General features: G+C 35.4%; 14 protein-coding genes. 9 read left to right on the top strand and 5 right to left on the bottom strand.

Annotated elements, in window-relative coordinates; translation table 11 throughout:
- The first annotated feature begins 7 nt into the window (after window positions 1–7).
- The 5 genes from qoxC (at window position 8) to NSQ40_RS03490 (ending at window position 3837) form a co-directional block, all read left to right on the top strand.
- A complete protein-coding gene (qoxC, locus tag NSQ40_RS03510; RefSeq protein WP_003195274.1) occupies window positions 8–610 on the top strand; it encodes a cytochrome aa3 quinol oxidase subunit III in 603 nt (200 codons plus the stop codon).
- A 2-nt stretch (window positions 611–612) separates the two neighbouring features.
- Complete coding sequence (gene qoxD / locus NSQ40_RS03505; RefSeq protein ID WP_003195276.1) at window positions 613–918, top strand: cytochrome aa3 quinol oxidase subunit IV; 306 nt, start codon at window positions 613–615, stop codon at window positions 916–918.
- A gap of 239 nt (window positions 919–1157) precedes the next feature.
- Window positions 1158–2987 carry a monovalent cation:proton antiporter family protein gene (locus tag NSQ40_RS03500; RefSeq protein WP_033795887.1) on the top strand — a complete coding sequence of 610 codons (1830 nt, stop codon included), beginning with the start codon at window positions 1158–1160 and terminating at the stop codon, window positions 2985–2987.
- Window positions 2988–3149: 162 nt separating this feature from the next.
- Window positions 3150–3383: a DUF4022 family protein gene (locus tag NSQ40_RS03495; protein WP_113708546.1), complete on the top strand. Its 234-nt coding sequence runs from the start codon at window positions 3150–3152 to the stop codon at window positions 3381–3383.
- A gap of 16 nt (window positions 3384–3399) precedes the next feature.
- Window positions 3400–3837, top strand: coding sequence for a GNAT family N-acetyltransferase (locus NSQ40_RS03490; protein ID WP_003195282.1), 438 nt, complete (start codon window positions 3400–3402; stop codon window positions 3835–3837).
- A 112-nt stretch (window positions 3838–3949) separates the two neighbouring features.
- Here NSQ40_RS03490 and NSQ40_RS03485 read toward each other — a convergent pair whose 3' ends face one another.
- The 3 genes from NSQ40_RS03485 to NSQ40_RS03475 form a co-directional block, all read right to left on the bottom strand.
- The gene (locus NSQ40_RS03485; protein ID WP_033795886.1) at window positions 3950–4297 is read right to left on the bottom strand and encodes a hypothetical protein; all 348 of its coding nucleotides are present in this window, start codon (window positions 4295–4297) and stop codon (window positions 3950–3952) included.
- Between the two features lie 9 nt (window positions 4298–4306).
- The gene (locus tag NSQ40_RS03480) at window positions 4307–4507 is read right to left on the bottom strand and encodes a helix-turn-helix transcriptional regulator (protein ID WP_016113146.1); all 201 of its coding nucleotides are present in this window, start codon (window positions 4505–4507) and stop codon (window positions 4307–4309) included.
- Between the two features lie 162 nt (window positions 4508–4669).
- Window positions 4670–5962 (bottom strand): NCS2 family permease, encoded by a 1293-nt coding sequence (locus NSQ40_RS03475; RefSeq protein WP_003195288.1) that lies wholly within the window; start codon window positions 5960–5962, stop codon window positions 4670–4672.
- A gap of 277 nt (window positions 5963–6239) precedes the next feature.
- Here NSQ40_RS03475 and NSQ40_RS03470 point away from each other — a divergent pair, with 277 nt between their 5' ends.
- Entirely contained in the window at window positions 6240–7631 is a 1392-nt protein-coding gene (locus NSQ40_RS03470) for an amino acid permease (RefSeq protein ID WP_033795885.1), read from the top strand.
- A gap of 182 nt (window positions 7632–7813) precedes the next feature.
- A complete protein-coding gene (locus NSQ40_RS03465) occupies window positions 7814–9367 on the top strand; it encodes a hypothetical protein (RefSeq protein WP_003195292.1) in 1554 nt (517 codons plus the stop codon).
- A 34-nt stretch (window positions 9368–9401) separates the two neighbouring features.
- Here NSQ40_RS03465 and NSQ40_RS03460 read toward each other — a convergent pair whose 3' ends face one another.
- Complete coding sequence (locus tag NSQ40_RS03460) at window positions 9402–11141, bottom strand: DUF2339 domain-containing protein (protein ID WP_003205862.1); 1740 nt, start codon at window positions 11139–11141, stop codon at window positions 9402–9404.
- A gap of 214 nt (window positions 11142–11355) precedes the next feature.
- Between NSQ40_RS03460 and NSQ40_RS03455 the strand changes: the two genes are divergently transcribed.
- Entirely contained in the window at window positions 11356–11904 is a 549-nt protein-coding gene (locus tag NSQ40_RS03455; protein WP_258248441.1) for a DUF3916 domain-containing protein, read from the top strand.
- 41 nt (window positions 11905–11945) lie between these two features.
- Here NSQ40_RS03455 and brnQ1 read toward each other — a convergent pair whose 3' ends face one another.
- Complete coding sequence (brnQ1, locus tag NSQ40_RS03450) at window positions 11946–13247, bottom strand: branched-chain amino acid transport system II carrier protein BrnQ1 (RefSeq protein WP_080740733.1); 1302 nt, start codon at window positions 13245–13247, stop codon at window positions 11946–11948.
- Window positions 13248–13824: 577 nt separating this feature from the next.
- On the opposite strand from brnQ1, the gene NSQ40_RS03445 reads away from it, so the two are divergent.
- Window positions 13825–15210 (top strand): peptide MFS transporter, encoded by a 1386-nt coding sequence (locus NSQ40_RS03445; RefSeq protein ID WP_098158975.1) that lies wholly within the window; start codon window positions 13825–13827, stop codon window positions 15208–15210.
- Window positions 15211–15215 lie beyond the last annotated feature (5 nt).

Below are 15215 nucleotides of genomic sequence, written 5' to 3'. Positions count from 1 at the left end.
AAACGAAATGGCGGCTTTAGATAAAAGCTTACCTCTAGAATATCAATCCGAACAAAGCAGATTGAATATTTTAGGGTTTTGGATTTTTCTTGGGGCTGAAATCGTGCTGTTCGCAACACTTTTCGCCTCTTATCTAGTACTTGCTGGTCGTACGGCTGATGGCCCTACACCAGCTCAGCTGTTTGAACTTAAAACCCTTTTAATTCAAACGCTCCTACTTTTAACAAGTAGTTTTACATGCGGTATCGCAATTCATGAAATGCGTAAGCACAACCAAAAAGCGATGTTAGGATGGTTCATCTTCACATTAATTTTAGGTGCAGGCTTCCTTTTCTTTGAAGTTGAAGAGTTTATGGCTTATGTTGCAGAGGGCGCAACAATCCAAACAAGCGGATTCTTATCTGGATTCTTCGTTCTTCTTGGAACGCATGGTGCCCACGTAACAGCTGGTATCATTTGGGCAACTTGTGTTGTTATCCAAATTTTAAAACGAGGTTTAACACCAGTTACAGCTCGTAAAGTGTTTATTATCAGCTTATACTGGCATTTCCTTGATGTTGTTTGGATCTTCATTTACACACTAGTTTACTTGAATGGGATGGTGGCGTAATAATGGGACAAAACAATACTCAAGCAAACGCACATAGCGGTTTTCCATGGTCACACGTTTTCGGATTTATTTTATCGCTTGCATTAACGTTCCTCGCTGTATATGTAACGTTATATACAAGCTTGCCACTTTCAACAATCTTAACAGCCATTCTTGTAATGGCAGTGGCACAAGCAGCATTGCAATTTGTTATGTTTATGCACATGACAGAAGGCGAAGGAGTAATACAAACAATCACAATCGTATTCCACTTTTTCATCGCTGCAGTAACGGTTGTTGGTACAGTTTGGATTTTCTTCTCTATGTAATGGACATGAAAAAGACTGCTGAGGTAATTTCAGCAGTCTTTTTTTATTTATCGTACTATTTTCTCTTCCCCTCTCTTATCATCCACATTACCGCAATTAAAACATAATCATGAAACCTATACTTATTATGACAAATGTTAAGAAAACTCTTTCTTTATGGAATCGAGTTCACATGCATTGCTTTTCTTCCTATAATATGGCTAAAATGAGTACTATATTATTTGAAGGGAGAGAACGCAGTGGAACACCATTCCTCAGTCCTATCACTTATGATTGTTGTCGCAATCGCGTTTTTCATTCCCCTTTTGTTACAACGCTTTAAACTAAAAGCACTTCCTGTCGTTGTTGCAGAAATTATTGCAGGAATTTTTGTAGGAAAAAGTGGATTTAATATTATCGAGCCAGATATGTGGCTACAAGTTTTATCAACGCTAGGATTTATCTTCTTAATGTTCTTAAGCGGTTTAGAAATTGATTTTTCTATCTTTAAACAAAAAGGGAAAAAGAATAAGACGAATGAACCCAATACGTTCCAAGCAGCAAGCATTATCTTCTTATTTATTTTCATCTTATCCTATGCCCTATCACTTATATTTGTATGGCTTGGATTTGTAGATAACGCGATGTTCATGACATTGATTATCTCAACAATTTCTTTAGGTGTTGTTGTCCCAACACTAAAAGAAAACAACTTAGGAAAAACAGCAATCGGTCAAATTATTTTGTTAGTCGCCGTTATTGCGGACTTAGTTACAATGATTTTACTCGCTGTTTTCGTTGGATTAAACTCCGAAAGCGGTCAGAGCATGTGGCTTCTTCTCGTTCTATTTGGGGCAGGTATTGTAATTTACTTTGTTGCAAGACGCTTTAAAAATATTCCATACCTGGAAAGCCTAAAAGCTGGTAGTGTACAAATTGACACACGTGCTGTTTTTGCGCTTATTTTAATACTAGTCGGATTATCTGAATCTGTTGGTGCAGAAAACATTTTAGGAGCCTTTTTAGCAGGTGTACTCGTATCCTTATTATCACCAAATGAAGATATGGTTGAAAAACTCGATTCCATCGGATATGGTTTCTTCATTCCAATCTTCTTCGTAATGGTCGGTGTAAATTTAGAAGTATGGTCTATTTTTAAAGAGCCTTCTAGTATGTTAATGATTCCAATTTTAATTGTTGGACTCTTTATTTCAAAACTATTGCCATCACTCGTGCTAAGAAAATGGTATCCTCGTAACATCGTATTAGGAAGTGCCATTTTACTAACATCGACACTTTCATTAGTTATTGCCGCAGCACAAATTGGTGAAAAGTTAAATATTATTAGTCCAAGTCTGTCTGCTTCCCTTATCTTGAGCGCAGTTATTACATGTATTTTTGCACCTGTATTATTTAAAAAGATGTTTCCAAAAGTGGAAACACCAAAACCAAGAGTTTCTATTATTGGTGCAAGTCGAATCACTCTTCCATTATCACTTGATTTAAAACGCGAAGATTATGATGTAACACTATACATGATGCGTCAAAATAAAGTAAATGCCGAGGAAGCGAAATCTCATGAATTCCCAATCGTAAAACTAGATACCATTACGATAGAACTATTAGAAGAACAAAAAGCCTTCGATGCAGATCGAGTTGTCGTCGCAACAAGTGATGATGAGCAAAACTTATTATTAGCAGAACACGCAAAAGAATTAGGCGTTGAGCATGTCATTGCAAGTGTAGAAGATCCTCTTTTACAGGAAAAAGCAACGCAAGAGCATATTGCTGTATTCTCGACGATTAACTCCACACGCATTTTATTACGTGCACTCATTGATAAGCCGAGTCTCGTTCGTTTAATTACGACTGCGAATGAAACGGTTCGCGAAGTGGAATTACGTAGTAATACATATAACGGTTTACCGCTTCGTCGCTTGCCATTCCTAGGTGACGTACTCATCATCCAAATTTACCGTGGTAACAAAGCGTTAATACCACATGGTGATACAAAATTACAAAATGGTGATACACTTCTTGTAACAGGCTCAAAAGAGCACATTGATACAATGAAAAGCATATTAGAATAGCAAAAAGTCCCCTTTCAAAATTGAGAGGGGACTTTTTAAATCGACATGTAAAAAATAACACAAAACAATTACTCCTTGTTTCCCTAAACCATAATACTTTTAATTTTTTTCTTATGATTCTTACTTCCTTATGGTAAAATATTACTATCATAAATTATGAGGATGAATCACACTATGTCTATTTCAACTTTAGCTCTTTTATTATTAGCAGAGGTACTTGCAGCCATTATTCTCATCGGTATTAGCATTGAAATTTGCAGCTATGGGTGGAAGAAGCCAAATGGAACGAAATACTTTTGTCTCTTTCTTTCCCTTATTATTGGTACTTGTAGCATATTAGGCCTTTGTGTTGCGCCGGCCTATTTCTTTTTACAACTCATAGAAAAAGCTTCATAAGAAAGGTGGATTATGTATGGTTACAATTAAATGTATTGACGCCTCCGAAACATACGAACTACGCCAAAAAATTTTACGTCCAACTCAACAGTTGGAAGATTGTAAATACCCATCTGATTACGAAACAAACTCCTTTCATCTCGGTGCCTTCTTAAATGACGAACTCATTAGCATTGCTTCGTTCTCTCATGAAATACCCCCTTCCTTACAGGGTAACCATCACTATCGTTTACGAGGCATGGCTACAGTACCTAACTTTCGGAAACAACATGCCGGTAGCTCATTAATCCAACAAGCTGAAGTAATCTTAAAAAAGCGTCAAGCAGAGATATTATGGTGTAATGCTCGTATTACCGTTACAGATTACTACAAACGATTAGGATTCCTTGAGCATGGTGAAATATTCGATATACATCCGATTGGACTTCATAAATTAATGTATAAAACATTATGAATTGAACTACCCTCACCTACCTCTACACGAGCTTGAGGTGGGGAATTCTTCATATTTTCTCTTTAAAAGACATAGAAAGACCTTCCATATGCGCGGAAGGTTTTTCTATGTCTCATTCATCCTCTTCAGATCGTATTGTTCTTCTATAATTGTAAGCATATAACGATGGTACCAAGAAACAAATAAATATAACAAGACCAATTAGTCCTGTGCCCTTTAAAGAAGCATTTGGTGTTACAATCATATTAATTCCCATAATTACAATTGCAAGTGTAATAGGGAGCAATAACAATTTAAAAAAATAGCTTCGTTTCACCGGTTCTCCGCCTTCATATCCCACTCCTTTTATGACATAACGGTAAAAAACCATACCTAATATCACAAGGTTTTGTAAAACAAATGCCATTCTAGTATGTTTTAGCCCTTGAATCATTAAGCGTTCATCTTTCACGATCCTCATCGATATCCTTCACTCCTTATCCTCCCAAAATAAATCATTTAACGTTTGATTTACGGCATAACAAATTTTTAAACACAAATCTAAAGAAGGATTATATTTTCCTTTTTCAATTAAACTAATCGTTTGCCGTGTAACTCCTACTTTTTCTGCTAATTGTTGTTGTGTTAAATCTAACTGAACACGAGCGACCTTTATTTTACTTACAGCCAATCCATGCCCCTCCTTCACTATTAATTGTAACTTATATATTCCATTATTATTGAAATGCAATTTCTCTCTTCATAACGAATTATCTATTTCTACGAATAAAAGTTTTACCTTATTATACACGAAAAAAGGTACTACCTATGAGGAGTACCTTTTTCTATCTCATTATAAAAATAAATGACATCCAAACAAAATCGCAAAGAAATAAAGAAGCGGATGAACTTCCATCCCTTTCCCTTTCACAATCTTTAAGATAGGATAGATTAAAAATCCAAGTGCAATTCCATTCGCAATACTAGATGTTAATGGAATCCCTACGAAAATTAAAAACGCCGGTAATGCATCTTCAAATTCATTCCAGTTAATATCGCGAATACTTTGTGCCATTAGACTTCCTACAATGATTAATGATGGAGCAGTAATTGCTGCTACACTTGATAAAGAGGCAATAACAGGACTGAAAAATGCAGTAACTATCGTTAAGCAGATTACTACAATACTTGTTAATCCTGTTTTACCACCTGCTGCAATTCCTGCTGATGATTCAATCGTTGCTGCTGTCGGACTTGTCCCGAATACTGCTCCCGTTGTACCACCGATTGCATCAGCAATAAATGCTTTACCGAAACGTTTTTCAGTGTTATCTGTACTTAAACCAGCTTGTTTAATTAAACCAAGCAAGGCACCGGTTGTATCAAATAACAGTACAAGTAAAAATGAAAACACAACTCCGTATAATCCATATTCAATCACATCAGATAACGCAGTCATCGGATTTGAAACAATGATTCCCTTTGGTAGGTGAGGGATAGCTGCAATTTTATCCTCAAACTTAAGTTGCCCTGTAAAAAAGGCAATGATGCCCGTCACAATCATACTAATAAATAGTGCACCACTCACACGTAATGCCATTAACACTGCTGCTAACACTAAACCAATTAGCGTTAAAATAACAGCTGGTGAATGAAAATCTCCAATTGTAACTAAATTAGATGGATGATCAACGATAATCCCGGATAAACGAAGACCAATGAAAGCAATAAATAACCCAATTCCACCCGCAATAGCCTGTTTTAAACTATCTGGAATTGCTACAATAAGCTTTTGACGAAATGATGTGAAGGATAGTAAAAGAAAAATAATACCTGTTACAAATACTGCTGAAAACGCAATGACATATGTAATGCCTTCTGCCTTTTGTACAACAGAATAAGCAAAGTACGCATTCATCCCCATTGCTGGAGCAATGACAATCGGATAATTTGCTAAAAACGCCATACATAGTGTTCCGACAACTGTCGCAATAATGGTTGCCGTAAATGCTTGATCAAAAGGTACACCTGCATCAGATAATATTTTCGGATTGATGACAAGAATGTACGCAAATGTAAAAAACGTTGTGATGCCAGCTAAAATCTCTTGCTTCACAGAAGTGTTATACTTTTGTAATTGAAACATGCTTAAGTACCCTTCCTACACAATGAATTATTATCACACATTCTTTTCTTACTATTATATGAGAAAATGTAATACTTAATCTTACCAACCAATAAAAAGAAGAGTCAATATATTCAATAATAGTTCGAATTTTAAGTTTAGGTCTGACAAATATAGATATAGTACAGCATACATCGACTATTTTTGTAGCATAACAGAAAGAAATGTTTTATAATTTAAAATAGTTAAACATCAAGTAAGCGTATTCAAACTTTTTCATCCAACAAGGAGGCTTCTTATGCAAAACACAAACAAATCAGGAAATTTAAACCGCGGTCTAAAACAACGGCATATCACGTTGATGTCTCTTGGATCAGCTATTGGAGTAGGACTATTTTTAGGATCCGCTTCCGCTATTAAATTAGCCGGGCCTTCTATTCTATTAGCCTATATGATTGCTGGACTCGTTATCTTCTTCATTATGCGCGCTCTTGGGGAAATGGCAATTGAACAGCCTGTTGCTGGTTCTTTTAGCAAATATGCACATGATTATTTAGGGCCGTTAGCAGGTTATATTACTGGATGGAACTACTGGTTTTTATGGGTTGTTACTTGTATGGCAGAAATCACTGCCGCTGGAATTTATATGGAGTTTTGGTTCCCGGATATCCCGCGCTGGATTTGGGCATTAATGGCTCTCGTATTAATGAGTGCATTTAACTTTTTATCTGTAAAAGTATTCGGGGAACTTGAATTTTGGTTTGCTTTAATTAAAATTGTCACAATTATCAGTATGATCGTAATTGGTACAGGAATTATTTTATTTGGATTTGGAAATGATGGTATCGCCACTGGTATTTCAAATCTTTGGTCACACGGCGGATGGTTTCCAAATGGTTTTTCTGGGTTACTTCTTTCCTTACAAATGGTTTTATTCGCTTATCTAGGAGTCGAGCTCATCGGTGTCACAGCTGGTGAAGCACAAAATCCAAAGAAAACACTCGCAAAAGCAATTGATAACGTATTTTGGCGTATTTTACTGTTCTACGTTGGAGCCTTATTTGTTATGATGGCAATTTATCCATGGAATGAACTTGGCGATAAAGGAAGTCCATTTGTATTAACATTCCAACAAATTGGTATAGCAAAAGCAGCAGGGATTATTAACTTTGTCGTCTTAACAGCGGCTCTTTCTTCTTGTAACGGTGGTCTATTTAGTACGGGACGTATGTTATTTACATTGGCGCAACAAAAAAAGGCACCTGAAAAGTTCGGCCGTTTGAATAAAAATGGGATTCCAAGTAAAGGAATTTTAGCAACTTCTTTCGTCCTACTAGCTGGTGTTATTTTAAACTATCTTGTTCCTGCAAAAGTATTTACATGGCTTACTAGTATTTCAACGTTCGGCGCAATTTGGACATGGGGGATCATATTAGTTACCCAAATCCGATTCCGAAAAGGATTACCAGCACAAACTAAGCAAAATTTAACGTATAAAATGCCTTTGTATCCATTAAGTTCTTATTTTTCACTCGGTTTCCTTACATTAGTATTAGGGATTATGGCTTATTCAGAGGATACACGAATTGCATTAATTGTTGGTCCAATTTGGTTAATTGCATTGGTAGTTGTATATTACTTAAAAGGATTTCATAAGATAGATGCTGTAGAAAATTCAAAAATTAGTTAAATATGTTACCCCTTCCTGATAGCGAGGAAGGGGTTTTCTTATTTTTCACACAAATATTTATCAACAAAATTCATGTTATTTTTACAAATTTTTTGTATATTTTACATTTTCCATCTTTATTTTCATAAAAAAATCCATTACATTATTAAGGTACATATATTTATTATTAGGGGGATTCTTCTATGAAGAACAAAAAATGGCTTAAACTTTCTTTAGCAACAGCAATTACACTCAGTGTCGGAAGCACTTATATTCCACCTGCTTTCGCTGAAAGTTCTACAGATCCAGCACCTGAAATTGCTGCAAAAGTTGTAAATCAAAACAATGGGAAGAAAGTATTATTTGATAATACACATGGGCAAACAGCAGGTACAGCTGATTGGGTCATTGATGGTGGTTTTTCCGATTTTGGAAATGGTATTTCTAAAAATGGATATTTTGTAAAAGAGCTTCGCCAATCTACACCTATTACATATGAAAATTTAAAAGATTATAATGTGTTTATTGTTCCTGAAGCAAATATTCCTTATAAAAAATCTGAACAAGATGCTATGTTACAGTATGTTAAAAATGGTGGTAGTATTTTCTTTATCGCAGATCATTATAATGCAGACCGAAATAAGAATCGCTGGGATTCTTCAGAGGTATTTAATGGATACAGACGTGGTGCATGGGACAACCCTGCAAAAGGTATGCCTAATGAAGAAGCAAACTCGCCAGCAATGCAAGGAGTAGAAAGCTCCGATTGGTTATCTCAAAACTTTGGTATTCGCTTTCGCTATAATGCGCTTGGAGATGTTTCTGCCAAAAATATTGTATCACCTGAACAATCCTTTGGTATTACGAAAGGTGTTTCATCAGTAGCTATGCATGCTGGTTCTACACTTGCCATTACAAACCCTAAATTAGCAAAAGGAATCGTGTACCTTCCAGAAAACCCATCAAAATGGAATAACGCTGTTGATAGTGGTGTTTATAATGGTGGCGGTATTGCAGAAGGTCCTTATGCTGCTATTGCTAAAGTTGGTCTTGGAAAAGCAGCATTTATCGGCGATTCTTCTCCTGTTGAGGATGCCTCACCAAAATATGTTCGTGAAGATACAGGACAAGCAAAAAAAACATATGATGGGTATAAAGAAGAAAATGACGCTATCTTATTAGGAAATATTGTTAATTGGTTATCTAAACAAGAAACCTATACAAGTTTAGATCAAGTAAATGGCTTACAACTTGATAACCCAACACCTTTACAAACATTTGAGCAACCTAATTTATCAACGGAGCCACAACCAGAGCCTTGGAGCGCCCCAAATCAAGGATATAAATGGTTCAATACAAATACATTTAAGCCAGGTTCATATGGATATAGCAGTACAGTAACTACACCTGTAAATAATTACGTAGTTACGCATCCTAGTATCCTGCCAAACAATGAAGTATTCCAAGTGAAAATTCAATTAAATAACTTATTACCAAATACAACATATAATAATTATTCTCTAGGAATTTTCACAACTGGAGGATCACAAGTTGCGAAAATCCAAAATGAAAATGGTACTTGGCCTTCTAACTTTGAATATAGTAATGCATTCTCTTTCATAACAAACAGTCTAGGTTTTGCTGAAAAAGTAGTAAATGTACAACTCGCACCAAATACAACTGGACAAGCCACTTTGCGTCTTCGTCAAAATACAACGACAAAATATAATGAAGCTGTCACTATTAATAATAAATAATAAAAAAAGCAATCCTAAATGGATTGCTTTTTTACTACTCATCTTTTTCTTTTGAGAAAAACATTCTAGAAATAACAATTCCTAGTCCACCAATAAGTAAGAATAATACTGCACGAATCATCATTGATACTTCTGGTAAATCTAAGAAGAATAACTTACTCACTGTCACAACTAACACCACTAGCCCCGCATACAGTATTTCATTCATTCTTCTATTACGCCCAAACCAAACTGAAACTAAAGCATATATCATCCATAAAAGAGAGACAGGTACACTAATGATACTTCCGCTTGTTGAAAAAACCTCTCCTATTCTAGTAATTGTAATAAATACAAGTACCATAAAGCCGTACAGTGTAATCGAATACACATGTTTTCCAAAATGTTGTAACATTGGTTTCACTCTCATCATGCCATAATAAAATGTTCCAAGCAAAATGAAGTGAGCTACAAAAGCAGCTGACATAAATGCTTCAAATGGACTAACGAGCGTTTGAAGCATACCAATCGCATAAATGACAGCGCTTATATAAAACTTAATTTCTTGTTTCAATTTAACAGAAGTAACAACACCTAAGAATCCTTGTAACATTAAGACAATCGATCCATTTACTAAGCTGAACTCATATAAAATCGCTATACTAAACGATCCCATTGCAAATCCAAATAAAAGATCCGTAAATAATGATTTTTTATTTTTCGTATATTCAGCTACAAACATTACAGCGTGCACAATTGTACTAATCAATAATCCCCATGTTGTAAAGTCTGGAATTTTTACAATTGCCATAATAAAGAAGATTGCATTCGCACTAAACAACGCCATTCTAGGTTGATAAATAAAACTTCGGTTCATAAACATATGCCAAAAAAGTGTAATATGAATGAATCCATACACAACTGTTAATTGTACATTTAAATTTCCTAGTAACACTGTCATAATGACAAAGAAGACAAACGTTACAAGTACAGAAACACAATAAGACACCATATATAAATATTGATAACGGTTCTTATACGCATACCATAATAAACTAATCGTTAATATTGCTTCATATCCAAAGAAAATGTAAGAATTAGGTGTTGTACTATTTAATAAGAACGGTACAAAAAAGGCACCTACAGATACAAATATAGCGAGATACTCTGATTGATATCGCTTAGCTAGATAGATGCCAAGTATAATCCAAATAATATTTAATATAAATGCAATGGTTGCCGGAAAGAAATGATACAAATAATGTGCAGCGAATGTCGTTAAAACAATACCTGTAATACTCCCCCCAGCTAATACTAACCCTAATGCTTGACGTTCCTGTTTTATTTGCAGATCACCTACATAGTACAAACCAACTGATAATACTACGCCAAATACAATACGAATTGCTGGAGTAAGTAATCCCGCATCTACTCCCGCTTTAAATAGCCAAATTACCCCAAGTAGCATAATTGCAACGAAAATACGTGGTAGCCATGTTTGACAAAATTTTATAATATCAAATGGTTCAGGCTTAAACGCAGATATATCTACTTGTTTTACTTCTGATTCCTCCACACTTTCTTGACTAACGACTATTTCTTCTTGCCGTACATTTGGCGCGGGGATACTGACTTCTGCTTTCTTTTCAATAGACTCCCGTTTGTTCAACTCTCTTTCTGGTTGAACTTTTTCTTCTATTTCCCTTTGCTGTACTTTTAATTCATAGAGCGCCTCTTGTATTGTATCAATTGCTGTTTCTAGAGCTTCTATTTTTTTGTTTAAATCCTCTTTCATTCTTTCCCCCCTCTAATCTTGCTGCTAAAACAGAAATACACCTATAATTGGTGAAATTACCAATTACCTACATCATACTATTAGCTTACTCATTTTTTAAGAGAATTTTTCCTAATATTTTCTAACTTCTGCTATTATAGTAACAAATAGCATTTCCCCTTCTATTTTTCAGCTTAACTAGAAAAATAGAAAATATTGCTTATGAGGTATTGCTTTGAAACAATCGATTGGGAACAATGGCTCAAAAAAGAAAACTCGTGGTCTACGACGTGCATGCCGGAATTTCTTGCAATATACGACTATACATACAAACTCTTTACCAAATGCTAATGAACAGTCTACTTTAAGTTCCTGGTCTATTCCACTCCCCTTCAATCCTTCTTATATGCATTCAAAACGTAAATCAAACGCGATTAAACGATTTTATTTACAGACAGCAATCAATCGAGTAGAGCATTTAATCCGTATAAAAACTACAACTGAAAAAGAGTATCGTATTTATTTTGTTGTCTCTTTTCCTAATTTACACGCTTCTAATATCTTAATTGTATGTAGTAAACAAGGAATAGAACGATTTTTTGAAGGCTTTCTAGGTAGATACATGGACGGACCACAGTGGATTCCATTACCACAAGAACGCGATATTGAACAAGAATGCGGCTTACATATACCTAACGAATTACAAGTAAAAGGATATACAGAAATTTTTATTGATTCTGATTACAATGACAAAGAAATTTGGTTTATAGGTGAATTAGATTAAACAAAAAAGGCGTTTTCCAGTATAGAAAACACCTTTTTCTTCTAATCCTTTTTATTCATACAAGCACTTACAATCATTCCTAAGCAGCCACCTACAATCGCTGGAATAATCCATCCTACTCCTTCTGTATATAAAGGAACGTGTTCTAATATAGATGTCCATTTTGAAAGTAGCACGTTACGATTTAAAATATCTATTCCACTAAACACCGCTACTAGTCCAATAGTCACTGGATATATATACGTATACTTACCGATATACTTATGACATAGTCCTAAAATAATAAGTGTTAAAGCAATTGGATAAATAAACCCAAGAATAGGGACTGATACTTTTAAAATTTGTGTTAATCCTAAATTAGCAAGAATCATACTAACAACACTTAAAACAAAAGCCCACACTTTATAAGAGACTCTTGGAAATACTTCTGTAAAAAACTGACTACAAGATGTAACAAGTCCGATCGATACACACAAACAAGCAACTGTAAAAATAATTCCTAATAATATCATACCGCTCTGTCCAAATAATGCAGTCATCACATGAGCTAATACTTGTGCACCATTATCAAATTTTCCAAGTGAGCCACTTATTGATCCGACATATCCGAGAATAACGTAAATAAGAGATAATAATAGACCAGCACCGATACCTGCCATACTCATGTATTTTGCTATGTCTTTTTCATCTTGTACTCCTTTTACACGTAAAGCATTTGCCACAACAATTCCAAAGATTAACGCTGCTAAAGCATCCATCGTTAAATACCCATCTAAAAACCCTTGAAATACCGGAGTATTTCCATAGTTCCCCACTGGTACTTGAACATCTCCTACTGGTGTAATCATACTCTTTATAAAAATAAGGGCAATCATACATAACAATAAAGGTGTTAATAGTTTCCCAAACAGCCCCATCAATTTTGATGGTGATAAACTTAGCCAATATACAATGCTAAAAAAGATGACTGTATAGATAAGTAGCAACACACTACCGGAATCAGGAAATAATTGACCTGGTCCCATTTCAAAAGCTAAACTTCCTGCACGTGGTATACCAAGCCCAGGACCGATAAACAAATAAATTAAACAAGGAAAAATAATTGCAAAAGAGGAATGTACACGATTTGCTAATCCTTGGAAACTTCCGGCCTTAGCGATTGCTATTACACCTAATATCGGAAGTCCAGTTGCTGATATGATAAAGCCCAACAATGCAATCCATACATGATTCCCCGCTTCATATCCAAGGAAAGGTGGAAAAATAAGATTTCCAGCTCCAAAAAACATGGAAAATAACATCAGGCTCATAAGCAAAATTTCTTTTTTCTGTAATGATTTCATTTCTTTCTCCTTCTTTACTTTCATATAAAGTGGAATCCTTTTCACCCTATATACATTTTGTTTGTTCCACATATAAATTGCGGCTACGCCTAACAAAAGATGATTCGCACTCATCTTCTCTCTTTGCCTTCACTTAGCATGAGACAGGAAAAGGATCTGACTGCTTCTATCCATGAACAAATGCTCTCTCCCATTTAAAAAAAGAGGTATATAACTCGATTTTGATTTTCCAACATATCAGTTGCGGCTTTGAAAACAAAAGCAGACCTCCACTCGTTTTCTCCTTTTGTTTTCCATGGCATGGGGCTAAAAAAGGCCCTAACCGCTTCTATACATAGTCGGATGCTCTCTTCCATTTAAAAAGAAAGGTTTTACATTGTTTTTCAATTTTCACTTATACGCTAAAACAAACATAGTCCATAGTCTACCACAAAAGAAATCCCCATTCTATATCCACTCTGTTTTCCAATTCCTTCTGAAAAATCAACCTTTATTGACATGTAATAGTTAATAAAGTAAACTATTACATATACAAAACTATTAACTTTGTTTTTGTTTGTGTCAGGAGGAAACTGAAATGGAATCAACGATACAACTTGAGAAAAAACAACAACGAAACAAGAAACATCCTCCAGGTTTATACCTACTCTTCTTCACAGAAATGTGGGAACGATTTAGTTACTATGGATTACGAGGATTATTAACACTATACTTAACAACAGCTTTAGTAAGCGGTGGTCTTGGGTTTAGTCCCGGGTGGGCACTTTCTATCTATGGCTTTTACACTGGAGCGTGTTACTTTACTCCAATGATTGGTGGATACTTAACTGACCGATTTCTTGGAAGACGCTTAGCTATCACGATAGGTGGCGTGACAATGGCAATCGGTAACCTTACGCTATTTGCCCTGCAAAACCAAATCGGCCTATACCTTGGACTCACGCTTATTATTATTGGTAATGGTTTCTTCAAACCAAATATTTCTACACTTGTTGGACAACTGTATGAAGAAAATGACCCAAAACGTGATAGTGCATTTATCATTTTCTATATGGGTATTAACGTCGGTTCATTTTTAGCTCCACTCGTTTGCGGATTTTTATCAGAAAATTTATTCAAAACAACAGTAGATGGCGTTGTTCATTACGGCTTCCGTTACGGATTCTTAGCTGCTTCAATTGGTATGATTATTGGACAAATTTTATTTACAACATTGTCTAATCGCTACCTTGGTGATATCGGTAAAAAACCAACAAGAGATTTACAAGCAGCATCAGGGAAACAAACAGCTGGTAATACACCACTCACAAAAAAAGAAAAACAACATACAGCAGTTATCGTTATTCTAACTTGCTTCGTCGTCTTCTTTTGGGCTGGTTTTGAACAAGCTGGTAGCTCGCTAACGTTATATACAAACAAGTTTGTTGATCGTTCTGTGTTCGGATGGGAAATCCCAACATCTTGGTTCCAATCAGTCAATCCACTATTTATCATTTTGCTTGCTCCCGCTATTTCAGCACTATGGGCTAAGCTGGCTACAACAAAACGTGGAGATTTAAAAATCCCAGCAAAAATGGGACTCGGTATGATTTTACTTGGAATCGGTTATATCGTTCTTGTTATCGCTACATTAAAAACAGGTAGTGATGAACACAACATTACAGAGCAAGCAAACCTACTATTTATTGTCTTTACTTACCTTTTCCACACATTAGGTGAATTGTTCTTATCACCTGTTGGATTATCAATGGTCAGTTCCCTTGCACCAGTAAAACTCGCTTCATTACTGATGGGCGTTTGGCTCGCTAGTTCAGGGGTCGCCAACATTTTAGGTGGTCAACTCGCTAGTTTTACAACTTCACTTGGATATTCAGAAGTATTCACAGTTATAGGAGCAGTCGCTATTGTTTTAGGATGTGTTTTATTACTGCTTTCTAAAAAACTGGTAAAATGGATGGACTAAAAAAG

Source organism: Bacillus sp. FSL K6-6038 (genome assembly GCF_038050455.1).
GTDB lineage: Bacteria > Bacillota > Bacilli > Bacillales > Bacillaceae_G > Bacillus_A > Bacillus_A pseudomycoides.
The sequence above is the reverse complement of the archived record's forward strand: the minus strand, read 5'-3'. Positions and strand labels throughout refer to the sequence as shown.